Here is an 18,178-nt window from a genome sequence, read left to right as displayed (position 1 = left end):
GGGTGAATTTTTCACAGGTGCAATAAACGTCCCAGCGGTTTGAACGCCCCTCATCGCATTACAGCATCCAGCCGTTTCGCCAGCGTGTCCAATGATCGGGTGAAAACCATCTTATCATCAAGCGCACGCGACAGCACCAGCGCGCCCTGAATACCGGAGACGCCCTCCTCGGCGAGCGCTTGAGCCTCCCCCTCAGGGCAGCCTGCCCGCATCAGCGCCGAACGCAAGGCGTCGATCCAGCGGACGAAATAGTCGCCGATCGCTGCCGAAAACCGTTCCCGGGTCTCGTCAACCGCGAAGGCACCGACGAGGCAGATGCGGCCCCCGGAGCGGAAATAATCGTTCACATCAGTCCACATCGCCGCGATCGCCTGATGGGCGTCGCCCTCTCTCAACGGCTGATAGATCGCATGTTCGAACCAGGCATCGACGTCGGCGAGCACTGCGCCCGCCATCTCCTCCTTGCCGCCGGGGAAGAAGTGGTAAAGGCTGCCCTTGCCGATGCCGGTGCGTTCGGTGATGCGGCTGAGCGACGTGCCCTCATAGCCGAGTTCGCGGAAGATTTCGGCGAGCAGCGGCACGATGTCGGCGCGTTCGTAGATGGTCTTCACCCACGGCTTCCTTGGCTTGTTTAGAGGCCGAGTTCGGTCAGACCGGGATGCTCGTCCGGCCGCCGGCCGAGCGGCCAATGGTAGTTGCGCTCCGACTCCCGGATCGGCAGGTCGTTGATGCAGGCGAAGCGGCGCTGCATCAAACCGGCGGCGTCGAATTCCCAGTTCTCGTTGCCATAGGAGCGGAACCAGTTGCCGCTGTCATCGTGCCATTCATAGGCGAAGCGCACGGCGATGCGATGATCGGCGAAGGCCCAGATCTCCTTGATCAGCCGGTAATCCAGCTCCTTTGCCCATTTGCGGGTGAGGAAGGCGACGATCTCGGCACGGCCGGTGATGAATTCGGCGCGGTTCCGCCAGCGGCTGTCCGGCGTATAGACGAGCGAGACGCGCTCGGGATCACGGCTGTTCCAGCCGTCCTCGGCAAGACGGACTTTCTGGGTGGCGGTCTCAAGGGTGAAAGGCGGGACGAGGCTGGACATAGGTTCTCCGAGGCGCTCCTGTACTAAGCGGTTATCATTGTACTGATCGGTACAATGATTGGCAACCCGCTTCGAGGCGGTATTTCTCAAAGGCCGGGCGGCAGATTCCACCGCAGCGGCAGGGCATCCGGGCGAAGCACGATCTCTTCCGGCGTGAAACGCCACAGCCTTTCCGCCCGTTGAAAGGTGACGACCTCGGGCGAATCCAGCAGCACCTCGACCCTGCCCGTCATCTGCAGCATGTCGCCGGTTTCGAAATCGATGAAGACCAGCCCCGCCTTCGGGTTGACGAGGAAATTACCCAGCGTGTTGAAGAACCGATTGCCGGGAAAATCGGGAACGGTCAGCACGCCGTCGACGCCGACACGCACGAAGCCGGCATTGCCGCCGCGGTGGGACACGTCCACCTGCCGCTCGCCATTCTCCCGGTCGACATAGGAGGCAACAAAGAAGGTATCCGCACCCTCGATCATCCCTAGCGCCCGATCGTCGAGCTGGGCGGAGTGAAGCGGCAGCATCGCTGTGGGCACATCGGGATCGCGGACGAAGGCGGAGGAGCGAAGCTGGATATATTGCGGGCAATTGCCGAAGCTCTGGCCGACGCGTACCTGGAAAGCTCCAGCATCCGTCCTGTGGATCACGCCGTTCAGCCGGTTGCGCCGCCGGGTCTCGAGCTGGATGCCGAGCATTCCAATCGCGTCGCCATCCTCCATGCCGGCATCGGCAGGATCGGCTGCGTCGCGCGGCAGGCGCACATCGAGAATCTCCGGCTCCGGCGAGGCCATAAAACCAGGGCGCTCGGCCCTGACCGTTGCCCAGACATCGCCCTTGGCATCGACCGCGCCGAGCACGACGAAAGGCAGCATCGGAAAGAAGGCGCGATGCTGCTCCGGCATGGCCTTGCGGACGAAATTCCGGCCCGGCCCGTCCATGCGTTCGGCGACACCGACGCTGCGCTGCATGGCGAGTTCGCCCGCATGCCAGGGCGATGTGGCGTCCTGTCTTGTCTGTTCCAGCATCACGGCCTCCTTCAGGGCAACATTTGGGGGAACCGGGGCAGCGTCCCTGCCCTGGCGGTTTCTCACGCGGCAAGGCCGATCTTGGTCTTGCGAAAACCGACGAAACCCGGCAGCGCCTCGATGCGCGCAAGCCAGGCACGAACGCTTGGATAGGCCGAGATATCGACATTGCCTTCCGGCGCATTGGCGATGTAGCTGTAGAGCGCGATGTCGGCGATCACAGGATTGTCGCCGAGCAGGAAGCTGCGGCCGTGGAGCTCCGCCTCGATCAGCGCCAGAATGCGGTGCGCCCGGGCGATCACCTCGTCGGTGCGGAAATCGGCGCCGAAGACGGTGACCAGGCGCGCGGCACAGGGTCCGTAGGCGATCTCGCCTGATGCAACCGAGAGCCATTTCTGTATCCGCGCCGCGGCCACCGCCTCTTCCGGCAGCCAGTCGGTGCGGCCGTATTTGCGCGCGAGATAGACGAGGATGGCGGAGGAATCGGCAATGACCGTGCCGTTGTCGTCGAGCACCGGCACCTGGCCAAAGGGATTGAGCTTCAGAAAGTCCGGCGCCTTGTGAGCGCCAGCCGCCAGGTCGACCTCGACCAGTTCATAGGGCACGCCAAGCAGCGACAGGAACAGGTGAGCCCGGTGCGCATGGCCGGAAAGCGGGTGATGGTAGAGTTTCATGATGGTTCCTCTGGTCTTCTAATCGACGGGATGCGGTTGGCGATGGCCGCTTCGAACCATCTGCGGTGCAATTTACTGCCTTCCACCTGGCTGCAGTAGAATGCTAATCTGGAAGGCATCTTACCAATTCATGGAAGGATAACATGGACCGCCTCGACGCCATGACCGTGCTTCTTGCCGTTGTCGAACAGGGCAGCCTGTCGGCCGCCTCACGGCATCTTCGATCGCCGCTCGCAACCGTCAGCCGCAAGGTTTCGGAACTGGAAACACATCTCAACGCCCAGCTGCTGCAGCGGAGCAACCGGAAGATTACGCTGACGGAAGCCGGCCGCTCCTATGTCGAGGCGGCGCGGGAAATTCTCGATCGGGTGGAAGAGGCGGAGCGGACGGCGGCCGGCGAATACAGCGCCCCGAAGGGCGAGTTGACGATGACCGCGCCGATCGTCTTCGGGCGGCTGCATGTCCTGCCTGTGGTGGTGGATTTCCTGAAAGCCTATCCCGATATCAATCTGCGGCTGATGCTTGGCGACCGGCTGTCGAACTTCGTCGAGGATCATATCGACGTGGCGCTGAGGATCGGCAACCTGCCGGACAGCAACCTGATCGCCACAAGGCTCGGCGCGATCCGCCGTACGGTCTATGCCAGCCCGGATTATCTGACGCGGCACGCCCACCCCCGGCATCCAGGCGATCTCGCTCGGCATGACTGCGTCAGCTTCGAGGGTATGGCCTCGATGCTGAGCTGGACATTCACCGAGGGGAAACATGATCTCGCCGTGCCGATCCGCTCACGGCTTGCGGTCAACACCGCCGAGGCCGCGGTCGATGCGGCTGTCGCCGGCCTCGGCATCACCCGCGTGCTCTCCTACCAGGCCGCAGGCGCCGAGATGGCCGGCCTGCTGGTGCCGCTGCTCCAAGATTTCGAACCGCCGCCGGCCCCGGTGCATCTCGTCTATCCCGCGCAGGGACTGGTGCCGCTGAAACTGCGGGCGCTGCTCGATTTCGCGACGCCGCGCCTGCGCGCGACGCTGAAATAGGCACTAAAGCGCGTCGCGATTGCGCGACATGCTTTAGGCAAGCTTACCCTCTTCCGCCTTGTAGAAATACTGGCTGGCGACCAGCCAGCCCTTCAGCGGCCGCAGCGGCGGAATGCAGGTGGCGAGCATGAAGGGACCGGTGACCAGAAGCTGTACCCAGATCGGCGCCGAAAAGGCCACCTCCAGCCAGACGCCGAGCAGTACGCTCGGGACGCAGGCGAAGCAGATGACGAAGAAGGCCGGACCGTCAGCCGGATCGGCGAAGGAATAATCGAGACCGCAGACCTCGCATTCCAGCTGCAGCGTCAGGAAGCCCTTGAACATATGGCCCTGGCCGCAACGCGGGCAGCGCCCCCTGATGCCGGTCTGTATCGGAGGAAGTGGGGGATATTCCGTGTCCATGACGATTTCGCTTTCCTGTACCGCGAACATTGATGCATTCAATGCCTTTAATGTATGCATGCAATATAATTACATTTCAAAGACCGTTACCAGTCAATTCGTCAGAATGCCGCAGATCTCACAGCGCAGGCTGGCGGCAAGCTGACTGCAGATTTCTGAAAAAGCATTTGGGGCGCAGCCAGGCCTGGCAGCCTGGGCGGATCAAACGTGAGCGTGACGGATATGCTTCGCCATGCCCGAACAGCTTAGGGTGCGACCGATCTGATTCCCGACCGCTTCCGGATTTCGTCCGTGCCTGATCAGCTCGAGGCGGGGTTCTGCGTCAGAAGAACGACGCCGCCATTTCGGGCGGGCCTTCCAGCGCATGGGCCATGAATTCCAGTGCGCTCTGCAGTTTCTCCCGGGTGATCGGTCCGCCAAGGCAGACGCGCACGGCCTCGGGCGCCGTGCCCTCGACCGTGAAGGCATCGCTTGCGACGACGCCGATGCCGGAAGAACGGGTATGGCTGCCGAAGGTGGAGCGGGTCCAGCCGTTGGAGAGCGGCAGCCAGATGTTGAAGCTGATCGGATCGGCGCGGTAGCTGCCAGCCGGCAGGATGGCAGCTACCATTTGCTGGCGGGCGGCGGCCTCGGCGCGAATGAAACGCAGGATCGTATCGGCAGTGCCGTCCTCGACCCAGCGGGTGGCGAGCGCCACGGTCAGTGGCGAGGCCATGACATTGTTGGCGCGCATGGCGCTGACGAAGGGCCACACGGCCTTGCTGTCCGGCGCCACGACATAGGCAAGGCGCAGACCCGCGCCGATGCATTTCGCCAGTCCGCCGATATGCCAGGTGAGATCCGGCGCTGTTGCGGCGAGCGGCGCCGGGCCGTGCTGCGGAATGAAGCCATAGGCATCGTCCTCGACGATCGGCACATGATATTTGCGGGCAACGGCGCAGATCTCCTCGCGGCGCCTGGCCGGGATGGTCAGCGTCGTCGGGTTCTGCAGCGTCGGATTGAGATAGAGCGCCTTCGGCTTCAATCTTTCGCAGGCCTCGGCAAAGGCGTCCGGCAGGATACCGTCCTCGTCCATCGGCAGACCGGCCAGATTGAGCCGCAGCTGGGCGGCGATCGAACGCATGCCGGGATAGGTGATGATTTCCGAAAGCACGGTTTCGCCCGGTTTTGCCAGCAAGCCGAAGATCGCCAGCAGGGCCGGATGGGCGCCGGGTGTGACGAAGATGCGCTCCTGCGAGGGCACCAGCCCGCGACGGCTGAGCCAGGAGGCGGCAGCCTCCTTGTCCATGCTGGAGCCGCCGAAACCCTGGTAGCGCAGGAGCGGAATGAGGTTCGCCGTCACCGCCGACATGCCCTCGCGCATGCGGGCGATCAGCTCGGGGTCGTCCGTTTCCGGCGGCATGTTCATCGAGAAATCGACGATCGAGGCGCGGCGGGGATCGGGCGCAGCGTCGGGCGCGAATCCCTGGCGCTCCTTGTCCGCGCCACCGGTAACGAAGGTGCCTCGGCCGACATGCGAATCCACAAGCCCGCGCTTCTGCGCCTCGACATAACCTCTCGCCACCGTCGTGAAATCGACGTTCAGCCGCTTGGCGAGTTCGCGTTGCGGCGGCAGCCGGTCCCCAACCACCAGATGCCCGCTGCGCAGATCCATTTCGATCACATCGGCGATCGCCATATAACGTGGGCTGCTGCTGCGGCTGAGATCGGGATGCCAGTCTTTCATGTCGTGATCCGTGTCGGTCTGATTCCTGATGAGATTGACCGTATATTGTTGCACAATGCCGCTGTCACGAAAAATGTCGCGCGCCAAGTCCGGCGAACGACGCAGGACGGAATGGCGCAGCTTTTGCGTACGCCTTGATACGTTTTAATGACGGATTGTCGCCGGATTTGACTGCTATCTGCGCAAATACAATCTGGCACGGCGACCGCGCTGTCGCAGGCCGATTTCGACAGCGTGTGCGCCAATGACGTGCTGACGATCCGCTCGGCTTGCCGATCGGGCTTTCACCCGGGAAGGCCCGGGTGAGGCGCGAGGACGGCAAGACAATCGGCAGCGTCTTCAGCGCGCCTTGATGAGGGTTTGCCGCGCGCTATGGCTTCAGGCGTACGCCGCGAAAGCGTCAATGCCGGTCAGCCTTGCCGACAAGATCCACAGGCGTGCCGCCTCCTCGGGATCGGCTGCATGGTCGCTGACGCCGCCCGGTTCTCCAGCCGTTGCGCGGATGGCGATATCGCAGTCCTCACAATAGAGGCTTCCCATACCGTCGAGTTGCGGCGAGGTCGCCGCCCAAACCTGCGTGGCGGCCCCCTGGGATGGCGTCTTGAATGTCGGATCAATCGGATTGCCGTCCGCATCGATCCAGCCGGCACTGACCATTTCCTCCTTTGAGAGATGGCGCTGCAAGGGGGTAAGGATCTTGCCCGGGTGCAGCGAGAAGGCGCGGATGCCGGTGTCGCGCCCGAGCCTGTCCAGATGCACGGCGAAAAGTGCGTTGGCGGTCTTCGACTGACCGTAGGCCCGCCATTTGTCGTAACCGGTCTCGAATTGCACATCCTTCCATCGTATGGCCGAGTTGTGATGGCCACCGGAGGAAACCGAAACGATGCGAGCGCCGGGCGAGATCGTCGGCCAAAGGCGGTTGACCAAGGCGAAATGGCCGAGATGATTGGTCGCGAACTGTGCCTCCCATCCGTCGCCGACACGCGTTTCCGGGCACGCCATGATGCCGGCGCTGTTGATCAGGATGTCGATGCTGCGGCCAGACGCGACGAACCGCTCGGCAAAGGCGCGAACGCTTTCGAGGTCGGAAAGGTCGAGCCGATCAATTTCTACGCCATCGATACCGGCGACCGCGCTACGCGCCGCCTCGATGCTCCTTGCGCCGATGGTCACCTTCGCGCCGGCGCCCGCCAGAGCGCGCGTGGTCTCGAGCCCGAGGCCGGAATGGCCGCCGGTGACGATGGCGCGCTTGCCGGAAAGATCGAGACCGGCCAAAACCTCGTCGGCCGTCGTGTGGGCTCCAAATCCGGAGCCGATGGGGACTTGTTTGTCATTCATGATAAATACCTTTGTTCTGCGACGTTGCCGTCGCTCGGGATGACGGTCGCGAGAATAAGGCGTGGCCTCCAGACGATCCATGCGCTAAAGTCCGACATCTCTTCGCCATCGTCCGGATTTTACATGGACCCGTTATCCGATGTTCTCGCATTGCTCAAACCGCGCAGCTATGTTTCCGCAGGGCTTGACGCTGGCGGCGCTTGGGCGATCGATTTTCCGCCCCCGGATGGCATCAAGTTCAACGCGGTGATTTCAGGCGCGTGCTGGCTGAGCGTCGATGGCGTTGCCGAAGCTGTCCGCCTGGAGGAAAGCGACTGCTTTCTGCTGACGCGCCGCCGAGCCTTTCGTCTCGCCAGCGATCCGGCGCTCGAAGCGATCCCGTCCGATGCGATCTATTCGATCGCCCGCGACGGCATTGCGACTTGCAATGGCGGCGGCGATTTCTTCCTGATCGGCAGCCGTTTTTCCTTTTCGGGAGGAAATTCGGACATCCTTCTCGGAATCCTCCCACCGATCGTCCATGTGAAGAGGGATTCCGATCACGCCGCCGTGCTGCGCTGGTGTCTCGATCGGATGACGCGCGAATTGCGCGACCAGCAGCCGGGCGGCTTTCTGATGGCGGAGCATTTTGCTCACGTCATGCTCATGCAGGTGTTGCGCCTCCATATCGCATCGCCGAATGCGCGCGGCGTCGGCTGGCTTTTCGCGCTTACCGACCGGCGGATCGGCGCGGCTATCGGTGCCCTGCATGCCGATCCAGCCCGCAAGTGGACCTTGCAGTCGCTGGCTGAACGGGCCTCGATGTCCCGGTCCAGTTTTGCTCTCCACTTCAAGGAAAAGGTCGGGCTTGCGCCGATGGATTATCTGACGCGCTGGCGCATGCTTCTCGCAGGTGACCGATTGACAAACTCGGCCGAGGCAATTGCCGGTGTCGCCCTGTCGCTCGGTTATGAATCCGAAAGCGCATTCAGCACCGCTTTCAAGAGAGTGATGGGATGCTCGCCGCGGCAATATGGTCGCGCTCAGCCGCCCGCCGGTGCCATGCGAGATAGGCTCGGGGCTCAGTGAAACCTTGATTGGTGCAGGCATCGGAGGGCGGTCGCGCGTTGGCCTGCCGAAATTCCCTCCGATACGGTCTTGCACCCGCCGTCCATTCTCTTACCTATTCAAGGAAGAATGCGCCGGCTTTCGGCCTTTCGCGCCGGCACCCATCGGGATGAAAGCATGAATATCGATCCGATTTTGCGGTCAGTCGTGGCCGTCCGTTCCTCCATTCCGGAAGATGCCTTCACAGCGGAGACGCTGGGCACTGTCCGGGAAGGCAGCGGCGTGGTCATTCGCGACAACGGGCTGGTGCTGACCATCGGTTATCTCATCACCGAGGCCGAAGAGGTCTGGCTGACGACCCATGACGGGCGTGTGGTTCCCGCGCACGCGCTTGCCTATGATCAGGAAAGCGGCTTCGGCCTGGTCCAGGCGCTTGGGCCCCTGAATGCGCCTGCGGTGGATCTCGGCGACGCGGCGACAGCCAAGGCGGGCGATCCCGTCGTGCTGGCCGATGGCATCGGAGAATTCGTCGAGGCAAATATCGTCGCCCGGCAGGAGTTTGCCGGCTATTGGGAATATCTGCTCGACGAGGCGATTTTTACGGCACCTGCCCATCCCTCATGGGGCGGTGCGGCGCTGATCGGTTCGGACGGCAAGCTTCTCGGCATCGGTTCGCTTCGCCTGCAGATGAGCGATGGCGACGAGGTTGCCGATATCAACATGGTCGTGCCGATCGACCTTTTGCCGCCGATCCTTGACGATCTCTTGAACCGCGGCCAGGTCAACAAGCCGCCGCGGCCCTGGCTCGGCGCCTTCTCCGCCGAGAGCAATGGCGGCGTGGTGGTCATGAGCGTGGCCGAAGGCGGTCCGGCCGCCCAGGCGGGCCTGCGTCAGGGCGATATCATTTCGGAGATCCGCGACGAAGAGGTCGATGGCCTGGCCGATTTCTACCGCAAGCTCTGGAGCAGTGGCCCGGCCGGTGCCGAAATCCCCATGCGGATTCTCAGGAACGGCCGGGAAGCCTGGCTGCGCATCAAGTCCGCCGACCGCAACAGCTTTCTCAGAAAGCCGCAGTTGCAGTAAGGTCGCGCCAGCATCGTGAAAGCCGCTGGCGTTCATTCGAGCGGATTGTCCGGGCATCCTTATCCCACCTCAAAGATTTTCGGGTGTGATTGTCAGGAAGCGCACTGGTTCGGCGCTGACCTCCACCTCCATGAGACCGAGCCTGTTCAGGGCAAGGTCTATCGATCGCCTCGCCTGCACCTCCGGCGCCTGGTCGAGCACAATCGACATGATGCCGCGGCGGAGATAGTCCTGCGTCTCTCCCGTCAATTCGTGGCCGACCCAGAACGGCCGCCCAGCCTTGTTTGCCGCAAGCACCCTGGCCACACCCTTGTTATCGCCGCCCGCACTATAGACGCCGATGATGCCGGGCTCGCGCCGGAGGGCCGCGTGCAGCAGTTCCATGGCATTGTGTTCGTCATCGAGGTCGAACATGACCTCGATGAAACGATGGTCGTTTGAACCCTTCTCCGAGAGATAGCTGGAGAAGCCGCGGATCCGCTCCTTATGGTTCTCATAGGCGCCGCTGTGGCAGAGAGCGACGAACGAACCGGGGCGCTGCGCCAGCATGCCCGACATGTAGTGAGCCGCGGTGCGTCCGGCAGCATAGTTGTCGATGCCGACATAGGGCAGTTCGGGGGCCGGACGGGTCATGATCTGAACGACGGGAATGCCGAGACCGGCCGCTTTCCGCACGCTGGTGACGACATCGGCATGGTCGGGCGCAACCACGATCAGCGCCGACCGGCGTGCCGTCGGATTGGTGATGTAACGGGCAAATTGCGCTGGCTCGTTCTCGCGGACGAAGGTGCGGTGAACGGTGATGCTGTCGCCGAGCGAAGCAGCGATGCGCTCGAACGCCCGGTTCAGACGCGAATAGAAGCTGGTCTCCGGGCGAACGAGGATCACCTCTATCCGGATCAGGCCGCGATGGGCGACCGGCAGGCTCTTCCGGTATTCAAGCCGTCTTGCCGCCAGGAGGACCTTCTCCACCGTCTCCGGCCGCACGCCGCCGCGGCCGTTAAGGACGCGCTCGACGGTCGCGGTGCCAACGCCGGCTTGGCTTGCGACATCCTTCAAAGTCACCTTCATCAGGGCTCACTCACTCTCAAAGCTGACACAGCAGAGCATCGGCACGCTGTGAGGTCAATGATCAAATTTGATCAAGGAAGCATTGGAGCATGGGGGCGCCGCGGCAGTATCGTGCCAGCAATCCGGGAGGAGCACCGGACGTCCGAAACAACCGAGATCAAGGATCATCCGCCGGCGCGAAGCGGCCGGGGGATGACGGAGGAGCCAGATGAAGATCGCACTCGACCCGCATATGCACCGTCACCTCAACCTGCGCGACCTCTGCCGCAAGGCGGCGGAGCTCCGCTACGAGCATATCGAGCTTTCACCGCGCGACGATTTTCTGCCCTGGTGGGTGCGCCCGCGGGCACACAAGGAACGCATCGCGGAATTCAAGGCGGCCCTGAAGGATCACGGCGTCCAGCTCGCCTCGATCCTGCCGATGTATCGCTGGGCAAGCCCGCATGAGGACGAGCGGCAGGCCGCGGTGCGCTACTGGAAAGAAGCGATCGGGATCGCCGCAGAGATGGGCTGCGATACGATGAACTCGGAATTCGGCCGGGGGCCGTCGCCGGATCGCAGCCACCGCGCCAGCTGCTGCGGCGGCATGCACACCCATGAGCATAGCGAGGCTGCCTGGTGGCGCTCGATAGAAGAGCTCGTTCCGGTGTTCGAGCGCGAGGGCGTCACGCTCAACATGGAACCGCATCCGGAAGACTGGTGCGAAACGCTGCATCCGGCGATCGACATGCTGAAGACCATCGGCTCGAAGAACGTCAAGTTCCTCTACTGCGCGCCGCATACCTTCTATTTCGGTGACGACATGGCGCGGATGATCCGCGATGCCGGCCCGCTGATCGCCCATGTGCATGTGGCCGATACCTATAATCACAAGGCGTCATCGGGGCTGCGCTACATCACCAATCCGCCGGGCGCGAAGGTCACCATCCATCAGCACATGGATATGTACCAGGGCGAGATCAATTGGGATGTCTTCTTCTCCTCGCTCGCCGCGGTCGGGTTCGACGGCATCATCACCGCCTGCGTCTTCGGCTGGGAGGAGCGCGCCGACGATTCCGGCCGCTTCATGCGCTCCGAAATCCAGAAATATGTCGACAAATACTGGCCCGGGAAACTTGGCTGATCGTCAACATCTGCCCCGGCACCGCATTATCAGGAATAAAACCGTGACCATCACGATTACGACAGCCCCCTGCTGCTGGGGCGTGGACGACGTCAACAATCCAAACCTTCCCGCCTGGCAGCGCGTCTTCGACGAGGCGGCAGCGGCCGGCTATGGCGGTCTCGAACTCGGGCCCTATGGTTACGTGCCGCTCGATGATGGGCTCGTCGCAAAAGCGCTCACCGAGCGCAATCTCTTCATCGTCGCCGGCACGATCTTCGACGATCTGGTCTCTCCTGAAAATCGCGAGACATTGCTGCGGCAGACGGACGAAATCTGCGCCGTCATCACCCGGCTGCCGCAGCCGGAACAGCTGGCGGGCCAGCGGTTCAGGACGCCCTATCTCACGGTCATGGACTGGGGGCACGACGAGCGCGACTATGCCGCCGGCCATTCCGATCGTGCGCCGCGTCTCGACGACAAGGCTTGGGCCGGGATGATCGCCAATATCACGGCGATCGCCGAACTCGCTCAGCGCAAATACGGCGTGCGCGCCGTCATCCACCCGCATGCGGGTGGCTATATCGAATTTGCTGATGAGATCGAGCGGGTGGCAGGTGACATTCCGCAGGAGGTCGCCGGCTTCTGCCTCGACACCGGCCATAGCTATTATGCCGGCATGGATCCCGTCGAGATGCTTCGCCGCTATGCTGACAGGCTCGACTACGTCCACTTCAAGGACATCGACCAGACAGTCTTCGACCGTGTGCTTGGCGAGAAGATCCGCTTCTTCGATGCCTGCGGACAGGGCGTGATGTGCCCGATCGGCCGCGGCGTCATCGATTATCCCGCCGTCAAGCGAACGCTCGAGGAGATCGGCTATCACGGCTTCATCACCGTCGAGCAGGAGCGTGATCCGAGGAATGTCGCCGGCAGCCTCGAAGATGTGAAGCAAAGCCGCGATTACCTCAGGTCGGTTGGTTTTTAGGGAAAAGATGATGACGAATGACAGGCGAAAGCCGATCCGTTGGGGCATGGTCGGCGGCGGCAAAGGCAGCCAGATCGGCTACATTCATCGCTCGGCGGCGCATCGCGACGACGTTTTTGCCCTTGCGGCGGGCGCCTTCGATATCGATCCGGAACGCGGCCGCGCCTTCGGCGTCGATCTCGGGCTCGACGAAGCCAGGAGCTACCGGGACTATGCGGCGATGTTTGCGACTGAGGCCAGGCGGGCTGACGGCATCGAGGCCGTGTCGATCGCAACACCCAACAACACCCATTTCGCGATCTGCAAGGCAGCACTCGAACATGATCTGCATGTGATCTGCGAAAAGCCGCTCTGCTTCACGATCGCCGAGGCCGAAGAACTGAAGACGCTGTCCCAGGCGCGCGGCCGGATCGTCGGCGTGACCTATGGCTATGCCGGCCACCAGATGATCGAGCAGGCGCGCGCCATGGTCAGGAATGGCGATCTCGGCGAGATCCGCATCGTCAACCTGCAATTCGCCCATGGCTTCCATAGCGCTGCGGTGGAGGAGCAGAACCCCTCGACGCGCTGGCGCGTCGATCCGAAATTCGCAGGCCCCAGCTATGTGCTCGGCGATGTCGGGACCCACCCGCTTTATATCGCCAAGGTCATCCTGCCGCACCTGAAGATCAGGCGTCTGCTCTGCACCCGCCAGAGCTTCGTCAAAAGCCGCGCGCCGCTCGAAGACAATGCGGTGACCCTGATGGAATATGATAATGGCGCGATCGCCACCATCTGGTCGAGCGCCGTCAATGCCGGCTCCATGCACGGCCAGAAGATCCGCATCGTCGGCTCGAAGGCCAGCATCGAATGGTGGGACGAGCGGCCGAACCAGCTCTCCTACGAGATCCAGGGCGAACCGGCCCGTATTCTCGAGCGTGGCATGGACTATCTCTATCCCGAGGCCAGGATCGACGACCGGATCGGCGGCGGCCACCCGGAAGGTCTCTTCGAAGCCTGGGCGAACCTCTATCGCCGCTTCGGCTTTGCCATCAACAGAGAGCGCGGCCTCGCCCCTGCGGGGATCGAAGAGCTCGTCTTTCCCGATGTCGATGCCGGACTGGAAGGCGTGCGCTGGGTCGAAAACTGCGTACGGTCCGCCGACGCCGGCGGGATCTGGCTGGACTATCGCTAAGTCGTGAACTGCGGTGCGGCGCTGTGCTCAGATAAGCGGGTCGTCATCTTCCGCCGCCTGCGGCGCGCGGCGACGCGTGCTGTCGTTGGCGGCTTTCTTAGGCCCCTCGGCGGCTGCCTCGCGGATTTTCTTGACGCTTTCGCCGGCGTCTTCTGCGGCTGGCTGCGGGTCGTTCTTTTTCACGAAACGGATCATGGGTCATTTCCTACTTCAACAGTGGGCGCGCTCCGCACATACATCGGAGCGCTCTGGAAAAACGGTGTCAGACGGCAAGCGCAGTGGCGCAGCCTTGGACACTTCGGCTATCGGCTGAAGTCTGGCCGGGCATGGTCGCCCAACCGCCGGCTTCAACGAACTGACGCTGCTTGTAGCCTTCGGTAATCGCCTTGAACTCGATCAGTTTAGCGCTCGCATCCGGCGCCGCCTTGAATCGCTCGACGCAGATGGCCGACGCCAGTTCTCCGCGTGCGGTTTCGCTGGCGGCGGCTGCCGCTTTGCCTGATGTGCCGCCTGTGACCCAACCTCCCCAGCTGAAGCCGATGATCATCGTGGCGATCGCCGTGACGACGCAGGCCCAGGCGAGAAGCGTCTTGGACGGCTGGTAACTGTCGAAACGCTGGGTAATCGATGTCTTGCTGCTGCTCTGTACGGACATTGGAATTCTCCCTGTCTGTTATTCGGGTTGTGCCGTCCGGCGACGCCGGAACGGTCACGCTGGCCTCAGTATCCCATAGCGCCCATGCCGCCATTTCCGGCAGCAGGCGCAGAATCTTTCGCGGGAATGTCGGCGATCATCACCTCGGCGGTGATCAGCAGCGCCGCGATCGAACCAGCGTCCTGCAGAGCGGTGCGCACGACCTTGGCAGGATCGACGATGCCGGCCTCGATCATATCGACATAGGTCTCCGTCTGTGCGTCGAAGCCCTGATTGTGATCATTGCTGTCGGCGAGTTTGCCGACGACGATGGAGCCTTCGAACCCGGCATTGTCGGCGATCTGCCGGATCGGGGCTTCGAGCGCCCTCAGCACGATCGAGATGCCCGCCGTCACGTCGGCGTTCTCCCCGGTCAGGCCCATGAGCGCCGACTTGGCGCGCAACAGTGCCACGCCGCCGCCGGGCACGATGCCCTCTTCGACCGCCGCACGGGTGGCATTCAGCGCATCGTCGATGCGGTCCTTCTTTTCCTTGACCTCCGTCTCGGTCGCGCCACCGACGCGGATGACCGCGACGCCGCCGGCGAGTTTCGCCAGGCGTTCCTGCAGTTTTTCCTTGTCGTAGTCGGAGGTGGTGTCCTCGATCTGCGCCTTGATCTGCTGGATGCGCGCCTGGATGGCCGCTTTGTCGCCGGAGCCGTCGATGATCGTGGTGCTTTCCTTGTCGATCAGCACGCGCTTGGCGTGGCCGAGCATATCGAGCGTGACGTTCTCGAGCTTGATGCCGAGATCCTCGGAAATCATCTGGCCGGCGGTCAGCACGGCAATGTCTTCGAGCATCGCCTTGCGGCGATCGCCGAAGCCCGGTGCCTTGACGGCGGCGACCTTCAGGCCGCCGCGCAGCTTGTTGACGACAAGCGTCGCCAGCGCCTCGCCTTCGACGTCCTCCGAGATGAGGAGCAGCGGTTTGCCGGTCTGTACGACGGCTTCCAGGATCGGCAGCATCGCCTGCAGGCTGCCGAGTTTCTTCTCGTGAACGAGGATATAGGGTTCCTCCAGTTCCACGCGCATCTTCTCGGCATTGGTGACGAAATAGGGCGAGAGATAGCCACGATCGAACTGCATGCCCTCGACGACATCGAGTTCGGTCTCGGCGGTTCGCGCCTCTTCGACTGTTATGACGCCCTCATTGCCGACCTTGTCCATCGCACTGGCGATCATCTCGCCGATGGCGGCGTCGCCATTGGCGGCAATGGTGCCGACCTGCGCGATCTCGCCTGATGACTTGACCTTCATCGCCCTCGCCTTGATTTCCTTGACGACGGCGATAACGGCGAGATCGATGCCGCGCCTCAGATCCATCGGGTTCATGCCGGCAGCGACGAGCTTTGCGCCTTCGCGGAAGATGGAGGCGGCGAGCACCGTTGCCGTCGTCGTGCCGTCGCCGGCAAGGTCATTGGTCTTCGAAGCCACCTCGCGCACCATTTGCGCGCCCATGTTTTCGAACTTGTCTTCGAGCTCGATCTCCTTGGCGACGCTGACGCCGTCCTTGGTAATGCGCGGTGCGCCATAGGCCTTGTCGATGACGACGTTGCGACCCTTCGGGCCAAGCGTCACCTTGACGGCATTGTTGAGCAATTCGACGCCGCGCAGCAGGCGGTCGCGCGCGTCGGTGGAGAACCTGATTTCCTTGGCAGACATGATATTTCTTCCCAGTTCGGTCTTGAGTTGCGGGTCACAAATTCGACCCTCAGGCGGCTTTGCCGGCGGCCGCTTCGGTCTTTTCGACGATGCCCATGATGTCGGTCTCCTTCATGATCAAAAGGGTTTCGCCATCGATCGTGACCTCGCTCCCCGACCATTTTCCAAACAGAATGAGATCGCCGACCTCGACATCGAGCGGGACGAGATTACCGCCTTTGTCGCGCAGGCCCGGGCCGACTGCGACCACTTCGCCTTGCTGCGGCTTCTCCTTGGCGGTGTCTGGAATGATGATCCCGCCCTTGGATTTGACATCGCCTTCCGCACGTCGAATGACGACGCGGTCGTGAAGTGAACGGAATTTCATAGAGGTCTTTCTGCTGCCGGCGCGTAGGGCGGCTGCAATTCATAAATAGCACTCGTGGCACTCGATTGATAGGAGTGCCAAGAAATATTGTTCACGCGGGGAATTTCTTTAAAAATTCAGGAAATCAATTTGAGCGGATATTTTGTAATAATCAGGAAATGAATAGAATTTTCACGCCATCGCGCTCAATTTTATTTAACGTGTCGTTGAGTTAATTTAGCGTTTTTCATAGATAAATCCGAATTATCTTGATTTAAACTCAATCGAGGCGCAATGATAGGTCTCGTCGATTTGGCCGACTTGGCTTCGCGGTGTCAGAGACCTACGACCCGCCATCACCACTGAATTTTCGATAGCAATCTATGACGTCGTTCCGGCGTTGATTTCGCCTATTCCGATCCGGAATGAGCTTGGCGCTGACCGCGGATGTACCGGCAGCATCGAGTTCGTCCGGTTCGGATCTCAACGATACAGGAAACGCATCGGTGTCTTCCTGCAGAGGCCTCAGCCGTGACCAGTCGCACCACACAAACCGTCGTCCGCTTTTCATCCCCGTTCCGGCTGCCCGGTTTCGACGGGGCGCAGCCAGCCGGAGAATACCGCGTCGATTATGACGAGGAATTGATCGACAGCGTTTCCAGGCTTGCCTGGCGACGGGTCGGCGCCTTCATCCACCTGCCGGCGATCGCCACGCAGAGTTCGACGCAGCAGATGATGCCTATCCCCCTGTCAGCTCTCGAAACCGCGCTCGAAAAGGACCACAAACCGTCATGACCGCTACGCGCATCCCGCAACGCAATGGACGCTCGATCCGGCGCGAGGCAGCAACGCATATCTTCAAAGTGGGGCAGACTGTCCGAGTGAAGGACGGGTTCCTGGTCGTTCCCTCGAAGCTCCCCGACACATACCGCATTACCGCCACGCTTCCTCCGAGAGGAAATGTGCTGCAATACCGCATCCGCAGCGACGATGAACGTCATGAGCGCGTCGCGACGGAAGACAGTCTGGAACTGGTAAACCTATCGCCCGCCGGCAGCGGCGCAACACTGATCGAGAGGACGTTTGGCCATGGCCACGGCCCGAATGACGAAAGGTTGACATCGTGAACAGCCATGAAGACGAAGCCGAACGAAGACGGAATGCCTTTGCCGTCGGCACATGGGAAAACAAATGTGGCGCTTCCGGCCGCTACTCCATGGAGATCGAACACGACCGCCGGATCGAATCCGCCCGTTCGTCGACCGTCTATCGTGTCTCAGCAAACGTTCCAGTGCATGCCGACCATGCCGTGATCGGCAAGAGCCGTTCGCAGGCCGGGAAAGACATGATGTCCTTCAATCTTCTCAACATAGGATACCGGAAGGAATGGCTGAGGCTGTCGGACGCCGCCCGGAGTGAGACCCCGCCGGTTCAACCATGGCGCTAGCCTTTCTGAACCAAAGCCGCAGCTTCGATGCGGCGAGAAATGCTGTGCGCTTCGTCGGCCATGACGGCATGTTCCAGGTGTTGTTCTTCATCGAGGTTGGCGCGCTGGCGAAATCCGACATGACATTGCAAAGAACCGAACCCTCGGAAACGAGGTGGCTTTCGGCGTTCGACGCCCTGCGCAACTCCATTCAGGACGTGGCACACAAAGCCTATTCCTACCGCCGCCGCGCCTTCTATACTCTAACTGCGGCGGATTTCCGCTAAGCGGATCCGG

Annotated in this window: 22 protein-coding genes; 10 read left to right on the top strand and 12 right to left on the bottom strand. The window is 62.1% G+C overall.

Features of this window, described 5'->3' with window-relative positions; all coding sequences use genetic code 11:
• Positions 1 to 50 precede the first annotated feature (50 nt).
• From HX898_RS22540 to HX898_RS22525, 4 genes are all read right to left on the bottom strand, one after another.
• On the bottom strand, positions 51 to 611 hold the full coding sequence (locus HX898_RS22540; RefSeq protein ID WP_180195783.1) for a TetR/AcrR family transcriptional regulator: 561 nt from the start codon (positions 609 to 611) through the stop codon (positions 51 to 53).
• Between the two features lie 20 nt (positions 612 to 631).
• Positions 632 to 1,093, bottom strand: coding sequence for a nuclear transport factor 2 family protein (locus HX898_RS22535; protein ID WP_180195782.1), 462 nt, complete (start codon positions 1,091 to 1,093; stop codon positions 632 to 634).
• 86 nt (positions 1,094 to 1,179) lie between these two features.
• Positions 1,180 to 2,112: a pyridoxamine 5'-phosphate oxidase family protein gene (locus HX898_RS22530; protein ID WP_180195781.1), complete on the bottom strand. Its 933-nt coding sequence runs from the start codon at positions 2,110 to 2,112 to the stop codon at positions 1,180 to 1,182.
• A 62-nt stretch (positions 2,113 to 2,174) separates the two neighbouring features.
• Positions 2,175 to 2,786 (bottom strand): glutathione S-transferase family protein, encoded by a 612-nt coding sequence (locus HX898_RS22525; RefSeq protein WP_138387707.1) that lies wholly within the window; start codon positions 2,784 to 2,786, stop codon positions 2,175 to 2,177.
• 143 nt (positions 2,787 to 2,929) lie between these two features.
• Between HX898_RS22525 and HX898_RS22520 the strand changes: the two genes are divergently transcribed.
• Positions 2,930 to 3,823 carry a LysR family transcriptional regulator gene (locus tag HX898_RS22520; RefSeq protein WP_180195780.1) on the top strand — a complete coding sequence of 298 codons (894 nt, stop codon included), beginning with the start codon at positions 2,930 to 2,932 and terminating at the stop codon, positions 3,821 to 3,823.
• Positions 3,824 to 3,856: 33 nt separating this feature from the next.
• On the opposite strand, the gene HX898_RS22515 is transcribed toward HX898_RS22520, so the two are convergent.
• The 3 genes from HX898_RS22515 to HX898_RS22505 form a co-directional block, all read right to left on the bottom strand.
• Complete coding sequence (locus HX898_RS22515; protein WP_180195808.1) at positions 3,857 to 4,225, bottom strand: DUF983 domain-containing protein; 369 nt, start codon at positions 4,223 to 4,225, stop codon at positions 3,857 to 3,859.
• Positions 4,226 to 4,547: 322 nt separating this feature from the next.
• Entirely contained in the window at positions 4,548 to 5,951 is a 1,404-nt protein-coding gene (locus HX898_RS22510) for a PLP-dependent aminotransferase family protein (protein ID WP_138328480.1), read from the bottom strand.
• A 378-nt stretch (positions 5,952 to 6,329) separates the two neighbouring features.
• The gene (locus tag HX898_RS22505) at positions 6,330 to 7,289 is read right to left on the bottom strand and encodes an SDR family NAD(P)-dependent oxidoreductase (protein ID WP_180195779.1); all 960 of its coding nucleotides are present in this window, start codon (positions 7,287 to 7,289) and stop codon (positions 6,330 to 6,332) included.
• A gap of 123 nt (positions 7,290 to 7,412) precedes the next feature.
• Between HX898_RS22505 and HX898_RS22500 the strand changes: the two genes are divergently transcribed.
• Both HX898_RS22500 and HX898_RS22495 read left to right on the top strand, forming a co-directional pair.
• On the top strand, positions 7,413 to 8,357 hold the full coding sequence (locus HX898_RS22500) for an AraC family transcriptional regulator (RefSeq protein WP_180195778.1): 945 nt from the start codon (positions 7,413 to 7,415) through the stop codon (positions 8,355 to 8,357).
• Positions 8,358 to 8,513: 156 nt separating this feature from the next.
• Complete coding sequence (locus tag HX898_RS22495; RefSeq protein WP_138328483.1) at positions 8,514 to 9,419, top strand: S1C family serine protease; 906 nt, start codon at positions 8,514 to 8,516, stop codon at positions 9,417 to 9,419.
• A 69-nt stretch (positions 9,420 to 9,488) separates the two neighbouring features.
• Here HX898_RS22495 and HX898_RS22490 read toward each other — a convergent pair whose 3' ends face one another.
• The gene (locus HX898_RS22490) at positions 9,489 to 10,490 is read right to left on the bottom strand and encodes a LacI family DNA-binding transcriptional regulator (protein WP_180195777.1); all 1,002 of its coding nucleotides are present in this window, start codon (positions 10,488 to 10,490) and stop codon (positions 9,489 to 9,491) included.
• 208 nt (positions 10,491 to 10,698) lie between these two features.
• On the opposite strand from HX898_RS22490, the gene HX898_RS22485 reads away from it, so the two are divergent.
• Genes HX898_RS22485 through HX898_RS22475 form a run of 3 tightly spaced genes read left to right on the top strand, consistent with a single transcriptional unit; the run spans position 10,699 to position 13,754 of the window.
• Entirely contained in the window at positions 10,699 to 11,613 is a 915-nt protein-coding gene (locus HX898_RS22485; protein WP_180195776.1) for a sugar phosphate isomerase/epimerase, read from the top strand.
• 43 nt (positions 11,614 to 11,656) lie between these two features.
• On the top strand, positions 11,657 to 12,580 hold the full coding sequence (locus tag HX898_RS22480) for a sugar phosphate isomerase/epimerase (protein WP_180195775.1): 924 nt from the start codon (positions 11,657 to 11,659) through the stop codon (positions 12,578 to 12,580).
• Positions 12,581 to 12,587: 7 nt separating this feature from the next.
• The gene (locus HX898_RS22475; protein WP_173862915.1) at positions 12,588 to 13,754 is read left to right on the top strand and encodes a Gfo/Idh/MocA family oxidoreductase; all 1,167 of its coding nucleotides are present in this window, start codon (positions 12,588 to 12,590) and stop codon (positions 13,752 to 13,754) included.
• 27 nt (positions 13,755 to 13,781) lie between these two features.
• Here HX898_RS22475 and HX898_RS22470 read toward each other — a convergent pair whose 3' ends face one another.
• From HX898_RS22470 to HX898_RS22455, 4 genes are all read right to left on the bottom strand, one after another.
• Positions 13,782 to 13,949 carry a hypothetical protein gene (locus tag HX898_RS22470; protein ID WP_017959667.1) on the bottom strand — a complete coding sequence of 56 codons (168 nt, stop codon included), beginning with the start codon at positions 13,947 to 13,949 and terminating at the stop codon, positions 13,782 to 13,784.
• Positions 13,950 to 14,016: 67 nt separating this feature from the next.
• Positions 14,017 to 14,409, bottom strand: coding sequence for a hypothetical protein (locus tag HX898_RS22465; protein ID WP_138387715.1), 393 nt, complete (start codon positions 14,407 to 14,409; stop codon positions 14,017 to 14,019).
• 65 nt (positions 14,410 to 14,474) lie between these two features.
• Positions 14,475 to 16,109, bottom strand: a complete 1,635-nt coding sequence (gene groL / locus HX898_RS22460) for a chaperonin GroEL (protein ID WP_138328488.1) — start codon at positions 16,107 to 16,109, stop codon at positions 14,475 to 14,477.
• A gap of 49 nt (positions 16,110 to 16,158) precedes the next feature.
• Complete coding sequence (locus HX898_RS22455) at positions 16,159 to 16,476, bottom strand: co-chaperone GroES (RefSeq protein ID WP_138387716.1); 318 nt, start codon at positions 16,474 to 16,476, stop codon at positions 16,159 to 16,161.
• A gap of 510 nt (positions 16,477 to 16,986) precedes the next feature.
• Here HX898_RS22455 and HX898_RS33285 point away from each other — a divergent pair.
• From HX898_RS33285 to HX898_RS22435, 4 genes are read left to right on the top strand one after another with little or no spacing between them, the layout of a single operon-like run.
• Entirely contained in the window at positions 16,987 to 17,250 is a 264-nt protein-coding gene (locus tag HX898_RS33285) for a hypothetical protein (protein WP_138328490.1), read from the top strand.
• Entirely contained in the window at positions 17,247 to 17,582 is a 336-nt protein-coding gene (locus HX898_RS22445) for a hypothetical protein (RefSeq protein WP_138328491.1), read from the top strand. The genes HX898_RS33285 and HX898_RS22445 overlap by 4 nt, the downstream gene beginning before the upstream one ends.
• Positions 17,579 to 17,902, top strand: coding sequence for a hypothetical protein (locus HX898_RS22440; RefSeq protein ID WP_062944214.1), 324 nt, complete (start codon positions 17,579 to 17,581; stop codon positions 17,900 to 17,902). The genes HX898_RS22445 and HX898_RS22440 overlap by 4 nt, the downstream gene beginning before the upstream one ends.
• Complete coding sequence (locus tag HX898_RS22435; protein WP_017959660.1) at positions 17,893 to 18,168, top strand: DUF1488 domain-containing protein; 276 nt, start codon at positions 17,893 to 17,895, stop codon at positions 18,166 to 18,168. The genes HX898_RS22440 and HX898_RS22435 overlap by 10 nt, the downstream gene beginning before the upstream one ends.
• Positions 18,169 to 18,178 lie beyond the last annotated feature (10 nt).

The organism is Rhizobium sp. WYCCWR 11128, assembly GCF_013416305.1.
In the GTDB taxonomy this organism is placed as follows: Bacteria; Pseudomonadota; Alphaproteobacteria; order Rhizobiales; family Rhizobiaceae; genus Rhizobium; species Rhizobium indicum.
Note: the sequence above shows the minus strand (reverse complement) of the source record. Positions and strands in the feature narration are given on the sequence as shown.